This is a genomic window from Pseudomonas sp. FP1762 (assembly GCF_030687105.1).
GTDB classification, from domain to species: domain Bacteria; phylum Pseudomonadota; class Gammaproteobacteria; order Pseudomonadales; family Pseudomonadaceae; genus Aquipseudomonas; species Aquipseudomonas siliginis.
Window position 1 is genome coordinate 2,105,054 of sequence record NZ_CP117458.1, and the last position, 24,340, is coordinate 2,129,393.

Sequence of the window (24,340 nt, forward strand, 5' to 3'; positions counted from 1 at the left end):
CAACGATTTATAGATATGCCCCTGAAACTTGAATGTCTACTGTAAGACCTGACAGTAGACATACGCTGTGTTCTGTGGATTTCCGCCAGGATTTCCGAATGTGCAGCGCAAAACTTTCTGATGAAGTTCAATATTAGATGTCTGGGTTTGGCAGGCGGCGCAATGCATGACTGAACTACTCAAGCACAGTCTCAACCTACTCAAATCCTATTGAGTAGTTCATTGACACAAGAAAAAACCCGGAAAGCTCACGCCATCCGGGTTTTTTCATTCCAGCCTTCCAATCAGCGGTTAAACCGCGCCACCAACGAATACTGGGTGTTGGCCGTCTTCGTCAGTTCTTCACTGAGCAACGCCGAGTTGTGCGCTTGTTCCGAGGTCTGATCCGCCAGTTCCGAGATATTGCTGATGTTACGGCTGATCTCTTCAGCCACGGCACTTTGCTCTTCCGTCGCAGCAGCAATCTGCGTTGTCATGTCGGTGATGTTGGCCACCGCTTCGCTGATGCCGACCAGTGCCTGATCCGCTTCCAGGACCCGTGCCACGCCTTCTTCAGCCTGGCGATGCCCGGCTTCCATGGTTTGCACGGCGCTGGAGGCAGTCTGTTGCAACTTGGCGATCAGGGCATGAATCTGCCCGGTGGATTCGCTGGTGCGTTGCGCCAGTTGACGGACTTCGTCAGCCACGACCGCAAAACCACGGCCCATTTCACCGGCACGCGCCGCTTCAATTGCAGCGTTGAGGGCGAGGAGGTTGGTCTGGTCGGCGATGCCTTTGATCACGTCGACCACGCCACCGATTTCGTCGCTGTCCTTGGCCAGTTGCGTCACGGTCAGGCCGGTTTCGCCGACGACCACCGACAGGCGCTGAATCGCTTCGCGGGTTTCCCCGGCAATGTCGCGGCCGCGGCCGGTCAGGCGGTTGGCTTCCTGGGTGGCGTCAGCGGTGCGCTGTACGTGGCTGGCGACTTCCTGGGTTGTGGCGGCCATCTGGTTGACGGCGGTGGCGACCTGTTCGGTTTCCACGCGCTGGCGTTCCAGGCCGGTTGAGCTGTTGTGTGCCAGGGCGTCGGACTGCTTGGCCTGTTCGGTCAAGTGCTCGGCGGTGTCCTGCAGGCGGGTCAGACAGGTTTTCAGGCGTGCTTCCTGGCTGAGGATCGACATTTCCAGACGCGCCTGGGCGCCACGGCTGTCGGTGTACATCTGCGCGATCAGCGGGTCGGAGGTGGTCTGTTCGGCCAGGCGCAGCAGGCGCTTGAGCCCGCGTTGCTGCCATTGCAGGCCCATCAGGCCCAGCGGCACCGACAAACCGGCGGCGAGGGCGAAGCCCCACTGCGAGTTCAGCGTCGCGCCGATCATGAAGCTCAGCTGGCTGACCAGAATGAACGGCAGCCAGTCCTGCAGGAGCGGCAGCCATTTGTCCGTCGAAGGAATCGCCGACTTGCCCTGGTTGATGCGTTGGTAGAGCGCTTCGGCGCGGCGGATCTGTTCGGCGGTGGGCTTGACGCGCACGGACTCGTAACCGATCACCTGGCTGCCATCGAACACCGGTGTGACGTAGGCGTTAACCCAATAGTGGTCACCGGATTTGCAGCGATTCTTGACGATGCCCATCCATGGCAAGCCTTGTTTCAGTGTGCCCCACATGTGCGAGAACACCGCCGACGGCACGTCAGGGTGACGGACCAGATTGTGCGGCGCACGGATCAGTTCCTCTCGCGAAAACCCGCTGATTTCAACGAACGCGTCGTTGCAGTAGGTGATCATGCCCTTGGCATCGGTGGTGGAAATCAACCGTTGCTGAGCTGGAAAGGTCCGCTCGCGTTGTGTAATGGGCTGGTTGTTACGCATGGTTTTTCAATCCGCAAGGCTTTGAAAGGTTGTCGGCGCTGACAGGTTTTTATTGAAGTTTTTTTTCAGATTTAAGTACGACGTCGCAAAACCGCGCTTGCATCAACTGGCCAGCATCGGATAGGTGAACAGACCGAAGTGCAACAGGTTCAGGCCGAAATGGGTGGCGATCGCCGCGCCCAGTCCGCCGAAACGGTAGGCCAGACCATAGCCGACCCCGGCCAGTCCCGCCAGCAACACCCAGGTCCAGCCAGCACCGACATGCACCAGACCGAACAATAGCGATGCCGACAGCAGTGCGAGGTTGTCTCCGTAGGGCAGGTGCTTGAGGCGACGGCTGAGTCCGCCCTGTATATAGCCGCGAAACAGTGCTTCCTCGACCAGCGTCACCAGCAGCAGATTGTTCAGCACCCACAGCCAGGCCTGATCCGGCCATTTCGGTGCCCAGGCGATCACGCCAAGTAAAAGCGCGCCGCCGAGGGCGAGAATCGCGCATAGCGTCAGGGCGAGGGCGGTGGCATAGACCGTCAGGCGCAACGATCGCCGCGCGACGATCCACGGACAAACCAGCAGCAACCAGAAGCCCACCAGCGGTTTGTCGAGATTGAAGTACATCGCGAACGGCACCGCGTTGTCAGTGAAACGTTGCGGATTGATCACCCGGCCGTTGGCGAAGCCCGGCAGCCAGTGCAGCGCCAGTGCCACGGCCAGAACGATGAACAGGCCATGGCCGAGCCAACGCGCGACCGGCACCTCTTGCTGACGCACGGCGAACGCGGCGAACAGCAAAAGCCCCACGGAGATCAATGCCAGCCAACCGAGCTGGCCGTAGCTCAGGGCCAGTCCGTAACCGAGGCCGAGCAGCGCGAGGTAGAGCCAGGGCAGCGCCTTCATCGAAAGTCCTTGTGCGAGATTTCTGGAAGGGGCTTTCTACACGGGCGAGGGAGGTGGGACAAGTGAAGGTGTGGCAGTCATGCCAGACACAAATCAAATGTGGGAGCGAGCCTGCTCGCGAAAGCGGTCTTCCAGATGACGTCACTGGCGACTGACACTCCGCTTTCGCGAGCAGGCTCGCTCCCACAGGTTTTGCATTCGGCTGGATATCAGCGCAGGCCCAGTTTGGCCGCTGCGCGTTCGGTAATCTCGGTGCGCAGCTTCAACGAAGGCGCCGCGCGTAACCGCGCTTCATCGACAACTGCACTCGGTGCCACGTCCGGGCTGCCGGCATTGAACGGCGGTGCCGGGGCATATTCCAGTTGCAACTGCACCAGTTGCGCTGTGTCGGCATCGACCAGTTCCGCCGCCAGCACCAAGGCAAAATCGATCCCGGCAGTGATTCCGCCACCGGTAAACAGATTGCCGTCGCGTACCACCCGATCCTTCACCGCAACCGCGCCCAGCGTCGGCAGCAACTGGTGATACGCCCAATGCGTGGTCGCACGTTTGCCCTGCAGCAGGCCCGCCGCGCCGAGCACCAGCGAGCCGGTGCACACCGAGGTCACGTAACGTGCCTGGGCGGCCTGATGTTTAATGAAGTCCAGCGTCTGCTGATCTTCCATCAACGGCCCGACGCCACTGCCGCCGGGCACGCAGATTACGTCCAGATCCGGGCAATCCTCGAAAGTCGTAGTCGGTTTCAGCAGCAGCCCGGTGCTGGATGTCACTGGCATCAGATCCTTCCAGATCAGGTGGACCTGCACGCCGGGCAACGAGGCGAGGACGTCGTAGGGGCCGGTGAGGTCGAGTTGCTGGACCTGCGGGAATAACAGAAAACCGATCTGCAGCGTCATCGTTCTTGCTCCGTTGAAAGAAGTGGACGACTTCACTGTAGGCGGGTAGGTTCTGGCGCATACGCCAATAACCCCACGAATTACGCCAAATGCCTAAAGCCATTCACGTCCTCGCGTTTGCCAATATGCAGATTCTTGATGTCACCGGGCCGTTGCAGGTGTTCGCCTCGGCCAACGATCTGGCCCGCCAGCGCGGTTTGCCCACGCCCTATGCGCCGAGCGTGATCGCCAGCGGCGGCGGGGCGGTGATGTCATCGGCGGGGTTGGCGGTGCTCGCCGAACCGTTGCCGCAAACGCCCAGCGACACATTGATCATCTCGGGTGGCTGGGGCATTTATGCGGCATCGGAAGATCTGCAACTGGTCGACTGGGTACGCGAACATGCGCGCGGCTGCCGGCGCGTGGCTTCGGTATGCACCGGGGCCTTTCTACTCGCCGCCAGCGGTTGGCTCGATGGCCGCCGCGTGGTCACGCACTGGACGCGCTGCGAGCAACTGGCCGAGCAACATCCCAATCTGCGCGTCGAAGCCAATCCGATTTTCATCAACGACGGCCCGGTGTGGACGTCCGCCGGGGTCACGGCCGGTATCGATCTGGCGCTGGCCATGGTTGAAGAAGACCTCGGCCGCGACATCGCCCTCGACGTCGCCCGGCACTTGGTCGTCTTCCTGAAACGCCCGGGCGGGCAGTCGCAGTTCAGCGTGACGCTGTCGCTGCAACAACAGGGCAACCGCTTCGATGAACTGCACGCCTGGATCGCCGAGAACCTGACCTGCGACCTCGGCATCCCGACCCTCGCCGAACAGGCCGGCATGAGCGAACGCAGCTTTATCCGCCACTACCGCGCCGACACCGGCCAGACCCCGGCGCGGGCGATCGAATTGATCCGCGTCGAAACCGCCCGCCGACTGCTCAGCGATACCGGTTTGCCGGTGAAACGCATCGCCGCCAATTGCGGCTTTGGCAGTGAAGAGACGCTGCGGCGCAGTTTTCTGCGAGCGATTGGCGTGACGCCGCAGGCTTATCGGGAGCGGTTTTCGGTCAGCGTTGCAGCAGATCCAGTATTGCCTTGAGGGTTTCCTGCGGCGCTTCTTCGGGAATGTTGTGGCCGACACCCGCGAGCACGCGCCGCTCATAAAAGCCGCTGAAATGCTCGGCATCTTCATCAATCAGCGAAGGCGGGCCGACGCCATCATCGCCACCGCACAGCGAAATGCTCGGTACGCGGATCACCGGCTGTGTGGCCAGCGCTTCTTCCATCCACTCCAGGGTTGGATCGCCCGGGGCGTAGCCGAAGCGATGCCGATAGGAATGAATCACCACGTCGACAAAGTCAGGATTATCAAAAGCGCCAGCGGTCAGCGGGTAGCGTTCGTCCTTTCGCGCCCATGTCGGCGACCACAGCCGCCAAAGCAACTGACACAACGCCCGGCGATTCTGCTTAAGTCCTCCGACGCCACGCGGCGTGTGGAAGTAGTACTGATACCAGAGCCGATGCTCGTCTTCCGGGTCCAACGGCTGGTTCGCATGGGCGATGTCCTGCACGAGGTAGCCGTCGCCGCTGACCAGTCCGCGCACCCGCGCCGGAAACAACGCCGCGACAATACACGCTGCCCGACCGCCCCAGTCATAACCGCAAAGCGTGGCCTGTTCGATGCCCAGCGCATCCATCAGATCGAGCAAGTCCTGCGCCATCGCAGCTTGCTGACCGGAGCGCAGGGTTTGCGCACTGTTGAACCGGGTCGGCCCGTAACCGCGCAAGTACGGCACGATGACGCGGTAGCCTCGCGCGGCCAGCGCCGGGGCGACTTCGTCGAAGGTGCGCGGGGAATAGGGGAAGCCGTGGAGCAGAATTACCGGGGCGCCGTTGTTCGGACCGTGCTGTTCGTAGGCAATGGTCAGGGTTGGGGTAAGAACGCTCTCGATCATGACGAACCACTCCGTTTGAATCGTATTCAGACACTCTGGATCTGCGAACGGAATGCGGGTCACCGCTGCGCAGGTTTCACCATGAATATGGGCCTGAGCCAGTTGTCTGGCATGCAGGCCCGTTGTGGAAACATACCTGTCGATCAGAGATCGGTCTGACAAGCGCTGGCGAAAAAGCGCTCAACGCTACGGCTGCCAGGAACTCTTCTCGCCACTCAGCTTGCGATCAAGAAAACTCGCCGCACTGATCAACGCCAGATGCGTCAGCGCTTGCGGCGTGTTGCCCAGGTGCCGCCCATGGCTGTCGAACTCTTCGGCGTACAGCCCAAGCGGATTGGCATATCGCAACAATTGCTCGAACTCCAGGTGGGCTTTTTCCACCTGGCCGGCGCGGGCCAGGCATTCGACGTACCAGAACGAACACGCGGCGAACGCGCCTTCAGTGCCACTGAGGCCATCGATGTTGGCGTCCTCGTTGCGATAGCGATAGACCATGCCGTCACGCACCAGGGTTTTTTCGATTGCTTCCAGAGTCGACAGCCAGCGCGGATCCTTGGCGCTGACGAAGCGCACCAGCGGCATCAGCAGCATCGAGCCATCCAGTGCGGTACCGCCCTTGTACTGAACGAAATGCCCGCGTTCTTCGTCCCAGAAGTTTTCCCAGATGTCGGTGTAGATCGCTTGCCGGGTGTCATCCCAACGGGCGAACGGCGCCGGCAGCGAACGCTTGGAAGCCAGACGGATCGCCCGGTCCAACGCCACCCAGCACATCAGCCGCGAGTGCAGGAAATGATGGGTCTCACCGCGCATTTCCCAGATGCCGACATCTTCGCTCTGCCAGTTTTCGCAGACCTGATCGACCACTTCGCCGACATGCCGCCAGCCTTCGTGGGAAATGGCGTCGCCGTACTTGTTGACCAGATACACGGCGTCCATCAGCTCACCGAAGATGTCGAGCTGGATTTGGTCATAAGCGCCGTTACCGATGCGCACCGGTTGCGCGCCGCCGTGACCGGACAGGTGCGTGAGTTCGGTTTCCGGCAATTCCTGCTGGCCGTCGATGGCATAGAGGATGTTGAGTTTCATCGGTTTGCCACAGCAATCGCTGACCCGTCCGCGCAGCCATTGCATGTAATGGTTGGCCTCATCGACGAAGCCCAGGCGCATGAACGCGTAAACCGTGAACGAAGCGTCGCGGATCCACGTGTAGCGGTAATCCCAATTGCGCTCGCCGCCGGGAGTTTCCGGCAGGCCGAAAGTGGCAGCGGCGAGGATTGCACCGTGGCGGCGTGAGGTCAGCAGTTTCAGGGCGAGGGCGGAGCGATTGACGATTTCCCGCCAGCGCCCGCGATAGTTGGATTGGCCGATCCAGCCACGCCAGTATTTGAGGGTGCGCTCCATGCACAATTCGGCGGCGCCTTCGGCAAAGCGTGGGTCGTCGCTGCCACCGAGCATGAATGCGGCGGTTTCATTGTGCTTGAGGGTGAACTGCGCGACGGCCGCTTGTGCATCGATTTGCAGTGCTTGATCTGAAGCCAGGCGTATCGACGGCTGGCCAGCGGCGTGGAACGTTACGTCTTTTTCGTTCATCTCTGCCCGGGTGTCGGCGCGGCCATAGTCGTGGCGCACCGCGCAACGCAGATTGAACGTCGCCGAGCCGCTGACCACGCGCACCCGGCGCATCAGCAGCGGCAGGGCGTCGACATCGTCCCCGATGGGCAACAGATCGGTGATTTCCACCACTGCGTGTTCGCTTAGCCAACGGGTCTGCAAGACGTTGGTGTCGGGCAGATAAATCTGTTCCCGGCGTGCATCCGGCAAGTCCGGCGCGAGCTGGAAAATCCCTGCTTGCGGGGTGTCGAGCAGCGAGCAGAAGATCGTCGGGCTGTCGAACTCCGGCCAGCAGAAAAAATCCACGCTGCCCTTGTTGTTGACGAGTGCGGCGCTGCGCATGTCGCCGATGATGCCGTGCGCACCGATGGCGCTTTGTTGTTCCATTTCTGCCTCAGCCATTGCCACGAAACTCCGGATAGAGGCTCATCCCGCCATCGATGAACAGGGTGGTGCCGACGATGTAATCGGACAGATCGGAAGCGAGGAAAACCACTGCGTTGGCGACATCCTCGACATCGCCGATGCGCCCGTACGGAATCAGCTCAAGAAGTTTGTCGCCGGCCGCGCCTTCAGTGGCTTCTGTGTTGATGGCCGTGCTGATCGCACCGGGGGCAATGCTGTTGATGCGGATGCGCTGGTGGCTGACTTCCTGGGCGAGGCTTTGCATCAACTGATCGACGCCGCCCTTGGACGCCGCGTAATTGACATGCCCGGCCCATGGAATGCGCTGGTGCACCGAACTCATGTGAATGATCTTGCCCGCCGCGCGCGACACGCCCTCGCGCACGCCCTGACGCTGAAAAATCCGCAACGCCTCCCGCGCGCAGAGGAACTGCCCGGTGAGGTTGACGCCGATCACCGTGTTCCAGTCGTCGAGGGTCATGTCCACGGCGGCAGCGTCTTTTTGCAGACCGGAGTTGGCCACCAGAATGTCCAGCGAGCCGAAGGCTTCGACGGTCTCGGCGAACAGCCGCTCGACCTCGTCCTCTTTCGAAACATCGGCGCCGATAGCGAGGGCCTTGCCGCCCTTGGCGTTGATTTGCGCGGCCAGTTCTTCCGCAGGTTCAGCGCTGCTGTTGTAGTTGATCACGACCGCAGCACCGGCCGCAGCGAGTGCTTTGGCGGCGGCATGGCCGATGCCGGAGCTGGCACCCGTGACCAGCGCCACCTGATGAGCGAGGGAAATCTGCATGACGATTCGCGCCTTGGTTCCAGAGACTTAAGTAGCTGACTGATGGCAGACGCTGAGAGTTCATTTGCTGGATGCGGTGATTGCGCCGGCCCCTTCGCGAGCAGGCTCGCTCCCACCGGGGGACGGCATTTCGAATGTGCGAGCGAAGGGGCCTTCACAGACCGCTAACAATTGCGCGCTTCCACGGCATTCAAGGCTATGGCAACTTGGCCGCCCCTGATGAGGCTGCAATCGATGGCAAATCCCTACCGCGAATTGTTCACCGCCCCCGGTGCCCGTGCGTTTGTGCTGGCCGGGATGCTGGCGCGCATGCCGATTTCCATGACCGGCATCGGCCTGATCACCATGCTTGCGCAGTTGAACGGCGGTTATGCGCTGGCGGGGGCGGTGGCGGCGACGTTTGCCTTGGCCACGGCGTTTTGCGCGCCGCAGGTATCGCGGTTGGTGGACCGTTATGGGCAGGGGCGGGTGCTGCCGATCGCAGCGCTGACCGGTGGCGGCGGGTTATTGATGTTGCTGCTGTGCACACGTTTGCAGGCGCCGACCTGGACGCTGTTCATTTTTGCCGCGCTGGCCGGGTGCATGCCGAGCATGTCGGCGATGGTGCGGGCGCGCTGGACCGAGATCTACCGTGGCCAGCCGCAATTGCAGACGGCGTATGCGCTGGAGTCGGTGCTCGACGAAGTGTGTTTTATCGTCGGGCCGCCGCTGTCGGTGGGCTTGTCGGTCGCGGTGTTTCCCGAGGCCGGGCCGCTGGCGGCGCTGTTGGCCCTGGCCATCGGCGTGACGGCGTTTGTCGCCCAGCGCAGCACCGAACCACCGGTGCACGCGCAGGAGTCGCAGCATCAGGGCTCGATCATTCGCTCGACCGACGTGCAATGGCTGCTGGCGTTGATGCTGGCGATGGGCGTGATCGTCGGAGTCATCGATGTGGTCAGCGTCGCTTTCGCTCAACATCAGGGCCAGCCGGCAGCGGCGAGTATTGTTTTGTCGGTGTACGCGATCGGCTCATGCCTGGCCGGCATCGCCTTCGGTGCGATGCGTTCGAAACTGCCGCTGCCGCGCCTGTTTCTCTACGGCGGTGTGGCGACGGCAGTGACCACGCTGCCGCTGTTATTGGCGAGCAATATTCTCGGCTTGTCGATCGCGGTATTTATCGCCGGACTGTTCTTTTCGCCGACGTTGATTGTTGCGATGGCGTTGATCGAACGCATCGTGCCACCAGCCAAACTGACCGAAGGCCTGACCTGGCTGGTGACCGGGCTGAGCATCGGCGTGGCGATCGGCGCAGCTGGTTCCGGCGCGCTGGTGGACGCGTGTGGTGCGCGCAGCGGGTTTTGGCTGGCGATAGCGGCGGGGGCGGTGGTGCTGATTTCAGCGTTCCAAAGTTTCCGTCACTTGAAATGAAATTCCACTGTGGGAGCGAGCCTGCTCGCGAAGGCGGTGTGTCAGTAAATATCTTCATACCTGATACAACGCCTTCGCGAGCTGGCTCGCTCCCACAGTTATTTTGCGGTGTTACCAGCCGCGTCCTGAGTCGACCCAGAAGTTGACTGAGAGCGAAGTCGACACCGACTCCACCTGATGGAACCAGCCCTCGGGCAGGAACAGCAGATCCCCAGCCTCCAGCGTCACCTGCAAAAACGTCACCTCCCGCGCTGCCGGGAAGCGTTCATAGTCCGGCGCGTCCGGGTTGAAATCGCAGCCATCCAGACCTCCCTTGGGCGCGGTCGACCAAGTGCCCAGTGCCTCGCGGTGATGAGGTGCGGCAAGGGTGAATTTTTTCTGCCCCCAGACCTGGGCGAAGAGGTTGTCGGTGTCATCGCGGTGCAACGGCGTCAGCGTGCCCTTGGGGCCGATCCAGATGCGCGGCGGGATGAACAGCGACGTGTCGAAGTAGGGCGGGTACTGGATCTGCTGCAACAACTGCGCCGGCAGGATGTTATTGCCCATGTACGCCGGCGGCTCGCCATCCGCGCCTTTGACTGCCGGGCTGTCCAGTGAGGCGATGAACTCGGCCATCGAGGTCGAGCGGAAATCACGCTCGGTGGAAAAGGTCTTCTTCACGTAATCGCCATGACGGGTGATGCCCTGCAGTTCGGCGAAATGCACCAGCGACTCCTCGCGGCTCAGGCTGAACAATGGCCAGTCGTGCAGGGCATTGCTGATCACCAACGGAATGCCGTTGGGCAGATACCGGGTTTCGAATTCGTGCCGGCTCAACTCGGCGCGTGTGCGACGTTCGACGCTGGTCTGCCGAGGCAGCGCAGCAGTGAGCTTTTCACTGAAGCGCGGCGGCGTCGGGTAGCGCTTGTTCATGTCGACCTTTGCCACCGTGCCGCCACCCTGGCGGGCGTGGTCGATAATTTGCGGCAACATCGTCGCCAGGCCCATGTTGCCACCGATCTTCAGGCGACCGCTGGCGAACAGTTCCTCGACGTTGACCACGCCGGCCATGATCCCGAGAAAGTCTTTTTGCGCGACTTCGATGGTCACGTCCGGACGCGGGTGGCGCCCGACTTCCGTGCGCTGGCTGGTCTTGATGTCGTACCAGTACGCCTGCTGCGCGCTGAAAATGTACTGGAAAACGCCCTCGATGCCGACCGCGCCGGCGTTGGCGAACAACTTGCCCAGAATGCTCTGCAGGTCCACGGTGATTCCTCGCGATTGTTGTTTTTTTCCTGAACAGGCAACGAGCGGCTCGCGGGGGAATTTAGCGGCCGGCGACTAATTTGTCCGGCCAGTGATCCGTCTTTCTTGCAGACACATTTTTCAAGGAAAGCGCGGTGACCAAGCTGACATTGCTGTGCCTGCCCTATTCGGGCGCCAGCGCCATGGTTTACAGCCGCTGGCGGCGTCAACTGCCGACGTGGCTGCAATTGCAACCGGTTGAACTGCCGGGACGTGGCGCGCGGTTCGATGAACCGCTGCAAACCGACATGCGCGCACTGGCGCGGCAACTGGCGCGCGAGCACAAGCCGGGGTTGCAAGGCCCGTATGCGTTGTTCGGGCATAGCCTCGGTGCGTTGCTCGCCTGCGAAATGGCCCATGCCTTTCGCGAATTGGGTGTGCCGGAGCCGCTGGCGCTGTTCGCCTCCGGCACCGCCGCACCGTCCATGCGCAGCGATTACGACCGAGGCTTTGCCGAACCGCGCAGCGATGCAGAACTCATCGAACAGTTGCGCACTTTTCAGGGCACCAGCGAAGAAGTCCTCGCCAATAAAGAGCTGATGAGCCTGACCCTGCCGGTGCTGCGCGCCGATTTCATGATGTGCGGGCGCTTCACGCCTGCCGAGCGGCCCTTGCTCAATTGCCCGGTGCACGTGCTCGGTGGCAAGGAAGACCGCGCCACCACCGAACAACTGATCGGCTGGAGCAAAGAGACCCTGGGCAGTTTCTCGGTGGACATGATGACCGGCGGGCATTTCTTCATTCATGAACATGAAGCGCGGGTCATTCGCACGATCAAGACGCATCTGGAAGTGCATCACCGGCGCCATGCGCAGGCCGCGCAACCGGCGTTTTGAGACCGCCTCATCTATCATTTTCAGGAGGCCAGTCATGGCTGTTGCTCTGGGGTTTTCCGTGCGGCCGTTGCTGCCGCAGCGCGGACGCTTGCCGCTTTTGATCGAGGCGGGCGATGCCGACACTGATCTGTTGGCGGTATTCGATGAATTGAAGGAGCTGGTCGACGAGCACCTGCTGCGCGACGGTGGCGTGCTGTTTCGCGGCTTCCGCCTCGACGGCGCCGAGCAGTTTCGCCAGTTTGCCGCGAGTTTCGGCCATCCATTGCTCAACTACGAGTTCGGCTCGACGCCGCGTACCAACGTCACCCAAGGCGTGTACACCTCCACCGAATACCCGGCGCACCAAAGCATTCCGCTGCACAACGAACAGGCTTATTCCCGCGACTGGCCGATGAAGATCTGGTTCTACAGCATGATCGCCGCCAGGTCCGGCGGTGAGACGCCGATTGCCGACAGCCGCGAAGTGTACCGGCGCATCCCGGTGGCGATCCGCGAGCGTTTCGTCAGCAAAGGCCTGATGTACGTGCGCAACTTCGGCAATGGCCTCGATGTGGCCTGGGAAGACGTGTTCAACACCGAAGATCGTGAAGTCGTCGAGGCCTACTGCAAGGCTCACGGCATTGTCTGCGAGTGGAAGGACGACGGTGAGCTGCGCACGCGCCAGATCTGTCAGGCGGTGGCGGTGCATCCGGTGACCGGCGACCACGTCTGGTTCAATCAGGCGCACCTGTTTCACATCTCCAACCTGCCAGCGGACGTGCGCGAAAGCTTGCTCGACATCGTCGACGAAGAAGACCTGCCACGTAATGTCTACTACGGCGACGGCTCGCCGATCGAAGACGAAGTGCTGGCGCAGATTCGCGCGGTGCTCGACGACTGTGCGATCAGTTTCCCCTGGCAGGAGGGCGATGTGCTGATGCTCGACAACATGCTCTCGGCTCACGCGCGCTCACCGTTCGAAGGGCCGCGCAAAGTCATCGTGGCCATGGCCGAGGGGCATTCGCAGGACGTGCGCTGACCTGTTCGCAACCCTTCAACTCAAATGCCGAATCCGGGCCTGTACCGGCTTCGGCATTTGTCTGTCTGGCCTTTGAACCGTCGGGCCGTGATTGCCGCTGGCGCGCTAAATCATCGCGCGGGCCATTCGTTCTTGTTGATACGACCGGGTCTCCAGGTCACGCCGCCGATCAGCAAGGACTCCACGCATGAATGCCGCAGACGCACAGAAACTAGCCCGCCGCTTTATCGAATTGCCCCAGGACAAACGCCGTCTGTTCCTCGCCGGCATGGCCCGCGAAGGCATCGATTTTGCGCAGCTTCCCATGACCGCCTGCGACGGCATCGCCGAGCGAGACGGCCTGTCTTACGCGCAGCAGCGCATGTGGTTTCTCTGGCAACTGGAGCCGACCAGCGCCGCCTACAACCTGCCGATGGCTGTGCGTCTGGATGGTGAGTTGCAAGTCGAGGCACTGGAGCAGGCCTTCAGCCGTCTGGCGGCGCGCCACGAATGTTTGCGCACCACCTTCGGCCAGAATGGCGAGCGGGCCTTCCAGCGCGTGGCCGAACCAAAGCCACTAAAACTGCCCGTCACTGACCTGAGCACGGTGCCCGAAGCCCAGCGCTGGCCGCTTGCGCAGCAGCACATGATGGCCGAGGCGACGCAGGCCTTCGACCTGCAGAATGGCCCGCTGCTGAGTCTGCGTCTGTTGCGCCTAGCCGAGCAGGAACATGTGTTGCTGCTGACCCTGCATCACATCATCGCCGACGGCTGGTCGATGAACATTCTGATCGACGAATTCATGCGCACTTACGACGCGTTGGTCGCCGGGCGTGATCCGACGCTGGCGCCGTTGAGCGTGCATTACCGCGACTACGCACTGTGGCAGCGCAGCTGGCTGGAGGCCGGTGAGCGCGAGCGGCAATTGGACTACTGGCGCACGCAACTGGGCGACGAACATCCAGTGCTGGAATTGCCCACCGATCGCGCCTATCCGGCGCAGTCCAGTCATCAGGGCGCACGCCTGGAAACGGTGATCGACGCACCCCTGCGCGAAGAGCTGAAAAACCTTGCCCAGCGTCAGGGCGTAACCTTGTTCGTGGTGTTGCTGGCAGCGTTCAAGACCCTGTTGCATCGCTACAGCGGCCAGACCGATATTCGTGTCGGCGGGCTGATCGCCAACCGCACCCGCAGTGAAACCGAAGGGTTGATCGGCTTCTTCGTCAACACGCAGATTCTGCGCAGCGTGGTCACCGCACAAACGCCCTTCACCGAGTTGCTGCAGAACCTGCGCCAGGCCGCCCTCGGCGCCCAGGCCCATCAGGATCTGCCGTTCGACGCCCTGATCGAAGCCCTGCAACCGGCGCGCAGCCAGAGCCACAATCCGCTGTTCCAAGTGATGTTCAACCACCAGCCGCTGGTCACCGATCTGCACCAGGCGCAACTGGCCTCGGGTTTGCGCGTGGGCTATTTGAGCGAGGAGCAACTGGCCGGCAGCGGCCGGCAACATGCGGCCACCAGTGACCTGATGCTCGACACTCGCGAGGAGGGCGAGCAATTGTTTGCTGCCTTCACTTACGCCACGGATATTTTTGATGCTTCAACCATCGCCGCGCTGGCCGGGCATTGGCGCAACATTCTCCAGTCGGTGTGCCGCGACCCGCAGCAGTTGATCGGCGATGTGGCGATGCTTGCCGAAGACGAACGCCACGCCTTGATCCAGGCCACCGCACCAGCGCCTCGTTTCATTAGCGTGCAAAGCCTGTTCGAAGCGCAAGTCGCACGGACCGCGCAAGCGCCGGCGGTGCGGTTGGCCACAGCGCCTGCGCCGGCATTCAGCTACGACGAACTCAACACTCGCAGCAATCGTCTGGCCCACCAGTTGCGCGCACAGGGTGTGGGCCCGGACGTGCTGGTCGGTGTCGCGCTGGGCCGCTCGCTGGAACTGGCGGTGGCGCTGCTGGCCGTGCTCAAGGCCGGCGGTGCCTACGTGCCGCTGGATCCGCAGACCCCGGCCGAACGCTTGCGCCATGTGCTCGCTGACAGCGGTTTGAAGCTGTTGCTCAGCGATCAGCAAAGCCTCGCCAGCCTGCCGACGCTCGACGGCATCGAATGCCTGTGCCTGGAGCAGTTGCCCGCCAGCGAGCAGAGCGGCAACCTGCCGGTCACGGTCGAAGCCGACAACCTCGCTTATGTGATCTACACCTCTGGCTCCACCGGGCGGCCGAAAGGCGTGGCGGTCAGTCATGGCGCGCTGAGCGAGTTCATTGCCCGCGCCATCGATTACAGCGATCTGCGCGAAGGCGACCGTGTTCTGCAATTTGCCACCAGCAGTTTCGACGGTTTCGTCGAGCAATTTTTCCCGCCGCTGTGCCATGGCGCCAGCGTGGTCATGCGCGATGCGCCGTTGTGGGACAGCGCGACGCTGCATCAGGTGATCATCGATCAGGGCATCACCCTGGCCGATCTGCCAGCGGCTTATTGGTATTGGCTGGTGCAGGAATACGCGGCGAAACCGCCGGCAAGTTTCGGCGCGCTGCGGCAGATTCACGTCGGCGGTGAAGCCATGGCGGTGGACGGTTTGCGCCTGTGGCAGCAGGCCGGGCTCGGCCATGTGCGCCTGCTCAACACCTACGGCCCGACCGAGGCCACGGTGGTCTCGACGATTCATGACTGCACCGCGCTGACCGCGCAGGACGTGTCGTGGCGTGGCATGCCGATCGGCCAGGGCCTGGCGGCGCGGCGCCTGTACGTGCTCGACGATGATCTGAACCTGCTGCCGCAAGGCGCGGTGGGCGAGTTGTACATCGGTGGGCCGGGTCTGGCGCGCGGTTATCACCGCCAACCGAGCCTCAGCGCTGAGCGGTTCATTGCCGACCCGTTTGCCGACGGCCAGCGCCTGTATCGCACTGGCGACCGTGCGCGGCTGCGCGGCGATGGCGCGCTGGAATATGTCGGCCGGGTCGATCATCAAGTGAAGATTCGCGGCTTCCGCATCGAACTGGGCGAGATCGAATCGCGCCTGCAGCAATGTCCGCGCGTTCGCGAGGCAGTGGTGCTGGCGGTGCCATTCGCGGGTGGAGCGCAACTGGTCGCTTACGTGGTGACAGAACCTGCGGTGCTTGTCAGCGCGGCAACGCAAGCGGCATTCCGTCAGCAGACCCGCGCTGCGCTGCAAGCCAGCCTGCCGGATTACATGGTGCCGGGGCATCTGCTGTTGCTGGCGAACCTGCCGCTGACGCCGAGCGGCAAGCTCGACCGCAAAGCTTTGCCGACGCCGGATCCGGCGCAGTTGCAGGGCGATTACCGCGCCCCGCAATCACCGGCCGAACAATGTCTGGCGCAGGTCTGGGCCGAGGTGCTGCACGTGCCGCGTGTGGGCCTGGACGATCACTTCTTTGAGCTGGGTGGTCATTCGTTGTTGGCCGCGCAGGTGATTGCCCGGGTCAAGGAGCAGATGGGCGTGGTGCTGCCGCTGCGCAGCCTGTTCGAAAAACCGCTGCTGGCGGATCTCGCCGAGGTGCTCGGGCAACTGGCCGAGGCGAGCGGCGACGACGACTGGTCCGACCTGGATCAGTTCATGAATGCTTTGCAAGGAGAAGAAGTATGAGCGGCACGATGGCGGAACGTATTGCAAAAAGGTTCGTCGGCTTGCCGCTGGAACAGCGTCGGCTGTTTCTCGCCAAATTGCGCGAGGAGGGCAAGGATTTCAGCCTGCTGCCGCTGCCGGTCAGCCGCCACGACTGCGCGCAGATTCCCCTGTCGTTCGCCCAGCAGCGCCTGCTGTTTCTCTGGCAACTGGAACCGCAGAGCGCCGCGTACAACATGGCCGCTGGCTTGCGTCTCAAAGGTTCGCTGAATGAGTCAGCCCTGAGCCGCTCGTTCGATCATCTGCTGGCGCGTCATGAAGTGTTGCGCACGGTGTTTCACACCGATGGCGATCAAGCGCATCAGGTGATTCTCGAGCAGCAGAAAATTGCCCTGGACCGCCTTGATCTGACCGGCACCGCCGTGCAAGAGCGCGAAAAAGTGCTGGCGCAACACGTGCAAGACGTCACCGCGCAACCGTTCGATCTGCGCCACGGCCCGTTGCTGCGCGCCAGCCTGTTTGCTTTGGCCGACGATGAGTTCGTGCTGGTGGTGAGCATGCATCACATCGTCTCCGATGGCTGGTCGATGGACGTCATGGTCAAGGAATTCGTGCAGTGCTATCAGGCGTTCAGCTTGCAGCGCGAGCCGCAATTGCCGGCGCTGCCGTTGCAGTACGCCGACTATGCGATCTGGCAGCGGCGCTGGCTGGAGGCCGGCGAGGGCGAGCGCCAGCTCGACTACTGGCGTCAGCAATTGGGCGACGAGCATCCGCTGCTGGAAGTGGCAGCGGACTTTGCCCGACCACCGACCCAGAGCTTCGCCGGGCAGACCCTGAGTTTCGATTTCGGTGCTGACCTTTCGCAGCAGCTCAATGCCTTCGCGCGCAGCCAGGGCATCAGCCTGTTCATGCTGGTGCTGGCCGGGTTCTCGCTGTTCCTTTCGCGTCTGGCCGGCGAGCGCGACATTCGTGTCGGCGTGCCGAATGCCAACCGTGGCCGCGCCGAAGTCGAGGGACTGATCGGTTTCTTCGTCAACACCCAGGTGCTGCGTTGCCAGGTCGATGAGCGCGGCAGTTTCGCCGATTTGCTCGCGCAGGTGCGTGAAGCGGCGTTCGGCGCACAGGCACATCAGGAGTTGCCGTTCGAGCAACTCGTCGACGAATTGGTCGCCGAACGCACGCTGGGCCACAACCCGCTGTTCCAGGCCAAGTTCAACCAGAACGTCGGCATGCAGAAACAACGCTCAATGGCCTTGCCCGGCCTGACCGTCAGCGAATACCCGCTGGCCAAGGACGGCACGCATTTCGATCTGGCCCTGGACATCACCGACGACAGCGCACTGATCCACGGTCAGATGACCTACGCCAGCGATCTCTATCGGGCGGAAACGGTCGCCGGTTTTGTGCCGATGTTGCTGGACCTGTTTGCACAGTTGCTCGACTCGCCGCAGGCGCCATTGCACACCGTAGCCACGCGGCGGCCTGCTGCGCTTGCCATTCACCGCGAACCGGCGTTGACGGTGTTGCAACACTGGGCGCGTGAAGTGGCCCGGCAACCAGAAGCGCTGGCCGCTCGTGATCTACAGCAGACAATCACTTTCCAGGCGCTGGATGAACAAGCCAATCGTCTCGCCCATTATTTGCGTGCGCAGGGCGTCAATGTCGGCGATTCGGTGGCGGTGCTGCTCGAGCGTTCGCTGGACTGGCTGACTTGCGTATTGGCGATTCTCAAGGCTGGCGCGGTGTACATGCCGCTCGACGTCAAGGCGCCAAGCGCGCGTCTGAAGCAGATGCTCGGCGCTGCGCAGGCCCGTGCGCTGATCGGTGCTGAAGGCGACGCACGGCTCAGCGAATTGGCGGGTGAGGGCTGTCAGGGTCTGGAGTTTGCGCCAGGGCAGTGGCGCTCGCTGCCGACGTCCGCGCCTGAGCTGACGCTGTATGCGCAGTCGCCGGCCTACGTGATTCACACCTCCGGTTCCACCGGGCAACCCAAGGGCGTGCTGGTCAGCCACGGCGCGCTGGGCAGTTATGTGCGCGGTGTACTCGAGCGTCTGGCGCCGGCGCCCGAGGCGAGCATGGCGCTGGTCTCGACCATCGCCGCCGACCTTGGCTTCACCGTGCTGTTCGGCGCGTTGTGCTCCGGTCGTTTGCTACATGTGCTGCCAGAAGAACTCGGCTTCGATCCGGATCGCTTTGCCGAATACATGGCCCGCCATCGCGTTGGCGTGTTGAAAATCGTCCCCGGACATCTCGCCGCGCTGTTGCAGGCGGCCAAGCCTGCCGATGTGCTGCCGGAACACGCACTGATCGTCGGCGGCGAAGCCTGTTCGCCGGCACTGGTCGAGCGTGTGCAGCAATTTAAACCGGGCTGTCGCCTGATCAATCACTATGGCCCTAGCGAAACCACCGTGGGTGTGCTGACCCATGAGGTCGAAGAACTCCCCGCGCAGGCGCGCAGTGTTCCTATCGGCACGGCGTTGGCCGGTGCCCATGTCTATGTGCTCGACGATGTGCTCAACCCGGTAGCCGATCAGGTCGCCGGTGAGCTGTACATCGGCGGCGACAGCGTTGCCCTTGGTTACCTGAATCAGCCAGCGCTGACCGCAGAACGCTTCCTGCCCGACCCGTTCGGCGCAGCGGGCGCGCGGGTCTACCGCAGTGGCGACCGGGTCCGGCGCAATCGCGAGCAGGCGCTTGAGTTCATCGGTCGTGCCGACGATCAGGTCAAAGTGCGCGGCTACCGTGTGGAGCCTGCGGAAGTCGCGCGGGTGTTGCTCAGCCTCGATGACGTCAGCGAGGCCGCCGTGCTCGCGCTGCCACTGGATGACGATCCGGCGCGCCTGCAACTGCTGGCGTGGTGCGTGCCGGCAGCGGGCGCGAAGGTGCAGGCGCAGGATCTGCGCGAGCAATTGCAGGCGCGGCTGCCGGATTACCTGGTGCCGGCACAGTTGCTGTTGCTGGAAAAGTTGCCGCTGACTGCCAACGGCAAACTCGACAAGCGTGCCTTGCCAGTGCCCGGCGTGGTCAGCCAGCAGTTCATCGCGCCGGTCGGTGAGATCGAGGAAAAACTGGCCGCGATCTGGGCTGAGGTGCTCAAGCTTGAGCGGGTCGGCAGCAGCGATAACTTCTTTGAACTGGGCGGCGACTCGATCCTCAGCTTGCAGATCATCGCCCGGGCCAAGCGCCAGGGCATCAAGCTCAGCCCCAAGCAGTTGTTCGAAAAACAGACCATCGGCCAACTGGCTGCCGTGGCCAGACTGATCGAAGCCAAACCGGCTGCCGTCGCCGCACCAGTGGCTCGCGGGCCGTTGCTGTTGCTACCGATTCAGGTGCGTTTCTTCGAGACGCCGATTGCCCAGCGCCAGCATTGGAACCAGTCGGTAATGCTGCAACCGACCCTGGCGCTGGACGCCGTGCATTTGCGCAAGGCGCTGGCGACGTTGGTCGAACAGCACGAAGCGCTGGCCTTGAGCTTTGTGCAGTCGGGCGATCACTGGCAGGCACTGCCGCAGCCGCAGGGTGATGCCGAATTGCTCTGGGTACGCGAGCTGGACAGCCTCGATGCCTTGCCGGCCGTGGCCGACGCGGCGCAGCGCAGCCTGGATTTGCAACGCGGGCACTTGCTGCGCGCGGTGCTGGTCAACCTGCCGAACGCCGAGCAGCGCTTGTTGCTGGTGATCCATCATCTGGTGGTCGACGGCGTGTCGTGGCGCATTCTGCTTGAGGACTTGCAGCAGGCTTACCAGGCATTGGCGGCGGGGACGGCGCCGGTGTTGCCGGGCCAGAGCAGTTCGCTGCACAACTGGGCCGAGCAGTTGCATCGTTATGCGCAGAGTGAAGCGCTTGCCGGCGAACGCGATTATTGGCGCCAGACCCTGGCGGCGGAAGACGCGGCACTACCACAAGATTTCGCCGTGGACAGCCAGACCCGCGCCCAGGCCGCCCGCGCCAGTACGCGCCTGAGCCAGACATTGACCGACAAACTGCTGAAAGTCGCCCCGGCGGCCTACCGCACGCAAATCAACGACCTGTTGCTGACCGCATTGGCGCGGGTGTTGTGTGACTGGAGCGAGCAGCCTTCGGTGTTGATCCAGCTCGAAGGCCATGGTCGTGAAGACCTGTTCGAAGACATCGACCTGAGCCGCACGGTCGGCTGGTTCAGCAGTCTGTTCCCGGTGCGCCTGACCCCGCAGACGAGTCCCGCTGCATCGCTGTGTGCGATCAAGGAACAACTGCGCGCGGTGCCGGGCAAAGGCATCGGTTATGGCGTGCTGCGGTACCTCACGCGTGCAGCCGAGTTGCAGACGCTGGCGCAACCACGGGTGACCTTCAATTATCTCGGCCAGTTCGACGGCGCGTTCAGCGCTGAGCATGGCGCGTTGTTCCTGCCGAGCGGTGACAGCACCGGCGCCAATCAGAATGGGCAAGCGCCGCTGGGAAATTGGCTGAGTGTTGACGGTCAGGTTCTCGGCGGAGAGCTGGAGCTGACCTGGACCTTCGGCAGCGGCATGTATCGCGCCGAGACCATCGAGGCGCTGGCCGAGGCTTATCGCCGCGAACTGGAACGCCTGATCGAACATTGCTGCGCGAGCGGCGCAGGAGGCGTGACTCCTTCGGATTTCAACCTCGCCAACCTGACCCAGGCGCAGCTGTCGGCATTGCCGATTGCGCCGCGTGACATCGTCGATCTGTACCCGCTGTCGCCGATGCAGCAAGGCATTCTGTTCCACAGCCGCAACGAGCCGGACAGCCCGGCCTACACCAATCAGCTGCGCGTCGATGTCGAGCAGCTCGACGCCGAGCGCTTCCGCCAGGCCTGGCAGCAGACCCTCGAAGCCCACGATATTCTGCGTACGGCGTTCGTCTGGCCGCAGGATGCCGCCGCGCCGGTGCAGGTGGTCCGCAGCCGTGTGCAGATGCCGTGGCAGGTGCAGGACTGGCGCGGTCGCGCTGGCCTGGATGCCGCGCTTGATCATCTCGCCGCTGAAGATCTGCACAACGGTTTCGATCTGCTCGACGCACCGCTGTTGCGCGTGACGTTGGTGCGCATCGATGAGCACACTCATCACCTGATCTACACCTGCCATCACATCCTCATGGACGGCTGGAGCACTTCGCAGTTGTTCGGCGAAGTGCTGCAACGTTACGCCGGCATCGTGCCGAGCACAGGGCAGGGGCGTTATCGCGATTACATCGAATGGCTCGGCCAGCGCGATCCGCAAGCCAGTCGGCAGTTCTGGAGCACGGCGCTGGCGGATCTCGAAGAGCCGACGCGACTGGCCAGTGCCATGCCGGTCAGGCTCGCGGCCAGCGGCTATGCCGATCACCAGCATGTGTTCAGCGAACCGCTGACCGCGGAACTGAACCGCTTCGCCCGCGAGCAGAAAGTCACCCTCAACACGCTGGTACAAGCGGCGTGGCTGCTGCTGTTGCAGCGCTACACCGGCCAGGATCACGTGGCGTTCGGCGCGACTGTCGCCGGGCGGCCGACGGATTTGCCGGGCGTCGAGCAGCAGATCGGCCTGTTCATCAACACCTTGCCGGTGGTGGCGGCGCCATCGCCGGAAATCGGCGTCAGCCAATGGCTGCAACAGGTGCAAGACCTCAACCTGGCCTTGCGCGAGCACGAAAACACGCCGCTGTATGACATTCAGCGCTGGGCCGGGGCGGGTGCCGGCGCGTTGTTCGACAGCATTCTGGTGTTCGAAAACTACCCGATGGCCGAGGCCTTGGCGCAGGGCCCGCAGACGGGTCTGAAGTTCTCGGCAATCCGCCGTCAGGAGCAGACCAACTATCCGCTGACGCTGGTCGCGGTCACCGGCCGCGAGCTGAGTCTGGGCGTGAGTTTCGATCAGGCCAGCTTCGACGTTCAAGCGATCCGCGCGTTGAGTGCGCAGTTGCAAGGCCTGCTCGAGCAGTTCCTCGCCGACGCCACGCAGCCGCTGGGCGCGCTGCAACTGCTCGCCGAGCCACAACGGCAACAAGCGATCGAGTGGGGCAAGGCGCCGGTTACCACGCCGGATCAACGCACGGTGCTGGCGCACATCGCCGCGCAGGTGCAGCGACAGCCACAGGCGAACGCGGTGCTGTTCGCTGAGCAATCCATCGCTTACCAAAACCTCGATACCCGGGCCAATCGTCTGGCGCACAAGCTGCAAGGCATGGGCGTCGGGCCGGAAGTGCGCGTCGGCGTGTGCATGCGCCGCACGCCGGACATGCTGGTCGGCTTGCTGGCGATCCTCAAGGCCGGTGGCGCTTATGTGCCGCTAGACCCGGATTACCCGCAGGAGCGCTTGCTGCACATGCTCGACGACAGCCGCGCGGCGGTGCTGCTCACTGAGCCAGCGGCATTGGCGATGCTGCCCGAAACCTTGAGTGCGCAGGTGCTGTTGGTGGAGGAGAACGTCGCCAGCGAATACCCGGCCACTGCGCCGCTGGTTAACCTCGCGGCTGAAAATCTGGCGTACGTGATCTACACCTCCGGCTCCACCGGCAAACCGAAAGGCGTAGCCATCAGCCACGGCAATCTGTCGGCGCTGATTCAGTGGTCAGCGGGTGTCTATCACGAAGAACAATTGCGCGGTGTGCTGGCCTCGACTTCGATCTGCTTCGATCTGTCGGTGTGGGAAATCTTTGTCACGCTGGCCTGCGGTGGCTGCCTGGTGCTGGCCGACAACGCCCTGGCGCTGGCGGATTTGCCGGCGCGCGAGCAGGTCACCCTGATCAACAGCGTGCCGTCGGCGATTGCCGCGTTGCAACGGGCCGGGCAGATTCCGGCTTCGGTCGGCACCATCAATCTGGCCGGCGAGCCGCTCAAGCAGAGTCTGGTCGACAGCCTCTACGCCAGCACTCAGGTGCAGCAGGTCTACGACCTCTACGGGCCGTCGGAGGACACCACTTATTCAACCTTCACCCTGCGCACGCCGCAGGGCCGGGCGAACATTGGCCGGCCACTGGACGACACCGTGGCCTACCTGCTCGACAGTCAGTTGCAGGCGCTGCCCGAGGGCGTGGCGGCCGAGCTGTACCTGGCGGGTGCCGGGGTGACGCGCGGCTATCTGCGCCGCGCCGCGCTGACCGCCGAACGCTTTGTGCCGAATCCTTACGCGAGCAACGGCGAGCGCCTGTACCGCACCGGCGATCTGGTGCGCCAGGGCGACGATGGCAACATCGAGTACATCGGTCGCGCCGACCATCAGGTGAAGATTCGCGGCTTCCGCATCGAGCTCAGCGAGATCGAAGCGCGTCTGCTGGAACTCGACGATATCGGCGAAGCGGTGGTACTGGCGCAGGACGGCGCCGCTGGCAAACACCTGCATGCCTACCTCGTCGCCGCGCCGGACAGCGAGCGGTCGACGCTGGCCGAGCGGGTGCGCAATGCGTTGGCCAGTCGCTTGCCGGCGCACATGGTGCCGGGGCATCTGCACCTGATCGACGCGATCCCGCTGACGCCCAACGGCAAGCTCGATCGCAAGGCGCTGATGGCGTTGGGCGAGAGCCCGACGCAGGAGCAATACCAGGCACCGCAAAGCGATTTGCAGTGGGAGGTCGCGACGATCTGGCAGCAAGTGCTGGAAGTCGAGCGGGTAGGGCTGGCGGACAACTTCTTCCAGCTCGGCGGCCATTCGTTGCTGGCGACATTGGTGGTGACCCGGGTGCAGGAGCGCCTCGGCGACAAGGTGCCGCTCAAGGCGCTGTTCGAAACCGACACCCTCAAGGATTTCTGCGCGCGGATCGAAGCGCTGCGCGTCGAAATGTCGCCCGTTCAGGATGAATTGGCTAAATCACTGGAGGCCCTCAAACGTCTATCCCTCGATGATCTGGAAAAACTGATTTCTTGAGAGGGAAAAAC

The 24,340-nt window shown here is 62.9% G+C and carries 13 protein-coding genes; 6 read left to right on the plus strand and 7 right to left on the minus strand.

Translation table 11 applies throughout. The features are described 5' to 3' along the window. Positions 1-284: 284 nt before the first annotated feature. From PSH90_RS09325 to inhA, 3 genes are all read right to left on the minus strand, one after another. Positions 285-1,850, minus strand: coding sequence for a PAS domain-containing methyl-accepting chemotaxis protein (locus PSH90_RS09325; protein ID WP_305382569.1), 1,566 nt, complete (start codon positions 1,848-1,850; stop codon positions 285-287). Positions 1,851-1,952: 102 nt separating this feature from the next. Continuing rightward, positions 1,953-2,744: a CPBP family intramembrane glutamic endopeptidase gene (locus PSH90_RS09330; RefSeq protein WP_236169426.1), complete on the minus strand. Its 792-nt coding sequence runs from the start codon at positions 2,742-2,744 to the stop codon at positions 1,953-1,955. A gap of 209 nt (positions 2,745-2,953) precedes the next feature. After that, positions 2,954-3,640: an isonitrile hydratase gene (gene inhA / locus PSH90_RS09335; RefSeq protein ID WP_150741403.1), complete on the minus strand. Its 687-nt coding sequence runs from the start codon at positions 3,638-3,640 to the stop codon at positions 2,954-2,956. An 89-nt stretch (positions 3,641-3,729) separates the two neighbouring features. Between inhA and PSH90_RS09340 the strand changes: the two genes are divergently transcribed. After that, entirely contained in the window at positions 3,730-4,713 is a 984-nt protein-coding gene (locus tag PSH90_RS09340; protein ID WP_252869098.1) for a GlxA family transcriptional regulator, read from the plus strand. On the opposite strand, the gene PSH90_RS09345 is transcribed toward PSH90_RS09340, so the two are convergent. The 3 genes from PSH90_RS09345 to PSH90_RS09355 form a co-directional block, all read right to left on the minus strand. After that, positions 4,682-5,569 carry an alpha/beta fold hydrolase gene (locus PSH90_RS09345; RefSeq protein WP_252869099.1) on the minus strand — a complete coding sequence of 296 codons (888 nt, stop codon included), beginning with the start codon at positions 5,567-5,569 and terminating at the stop codon, positions 4,682-4,684. The genes PSH90_RS09340 and PSH90_RS09345 overlap by 32 nt on opposite strands. 186 nt (positions 5,570-5,755) lie before the next feature. Then, positions 5,756-7,582 (minus strand): glycoside hydrolase family 15 protein, encoded by a 1,827-nt coding sequence (locus tag PSH90_RS09350; RefSeq protein WP_305382570.1) that lies wholly within the window; start codon positions 7,580-7,582, stop codon positions 5,756-5,758. Further along, on the minus strand, positions 7,575-8,375 hold the full coding sequence (locus tag PSH90_RS09355) for a glucose 1-dehydrogenase (RefSeq protein ID WP_305382572.1): 801 nt from the start codon (positions 8,373-8,375) through the stop codon (positions 7,575-7,577). The genes PSH90_RS09350 and PSH90_RS09355 overlap by 8 nt, the downstream gene beginning before the upstream one ends. 234 nt (positions 8,376-8,609) lie before the next feature. Between PSH90_RS09355 and PSH90_RS09360 the strand changes: the two genes are divergently transcribed. Next, the gene (locus tag PSH90_RS09360; protein ID WP_305382574.1) at positions 8,610-9,782 is read left to right on the plus strand and encodes an MFS transporter; all 1,173 of its coding nucleotides are present in this window, start codon (positions 8,610-8,612) and stop codon (positions 9,780-9,782) included. A gap of 111 nt (positions 9,783-9,893) precedes the next feature. Here PSH90_RS09360 and PSH90_RS09365 read toward each other — a convergent pair whose 3' ends face one another. Continuing rightward, complete coding sequence (locus PSH90_RS09365; RefSeq protein WP_305382575.1) at positions 9,894-11,027, minus strand: cupin-like domain-containing protein; 1,134 nt, start codon at positions 11,025-11,027, stop codon at positions 9,894-9,896. Between the two features lie 134 nt (positions 11,028-11,161). Between PSH90_RS09365 and PSH90_RS09370 the strand changes: the two genes are divergently transcribed. From PSH90_RS09370 to PSH90_RS09385, 4 genes are all read left to right on the plus strand, one after another. After that, complete coding sequence (locus tag PSH90_RS09370) at positions 11,162-11,902, plus strand: thioesterase II family protein (protein WP_056784290.1); 741 nt, start codon at positions 11,162-11,164, stop codon at positions 11,900-11,902. A gap of 34 nt (positions 11,903-11,936) precedes the next feature. Next, entirely contained in the window at positions 11,937-12,920 is a 984-nt protein-coding gene (locus PSH90_RS09375) for a TauD/TfdA family dioxygenase (RefSeq protein ID WP_305382577.1), read from the plus strand. 187 nt (positions 12,921-13,107) lie between these two features. Beyond that, positions 13,108-16,509, plus strand: coding sequence for an amino acid adenylation domain-containing protein (locus tag PSH90_RS09380; RefSeq protein WP_305382579.1), 3,402 nt, complete (start codon positions 13,108-13,110; stop codon positions 16,507-16,509). Beyond that, positions 16,506-24,329 carry a non-ribosomal peptide synthetase gene (locus PSH90_RS09385; protein ID WP_305382580.1) on the plus strand — a complete coding sequence of 2,608 codons (7,824 nt, stop codon included), beginning with the start codon at positions 16,506-16,508 and terminating at the stop codon, positions 24,327-24,329. Before PSH90_RS09380 ends, PSH90_RS09385 begins: the two co-directional genes overlap by 4 nt. The last annotated feature ends 11 nt before the right edge of the window (positions 24,330-24,340 follow it).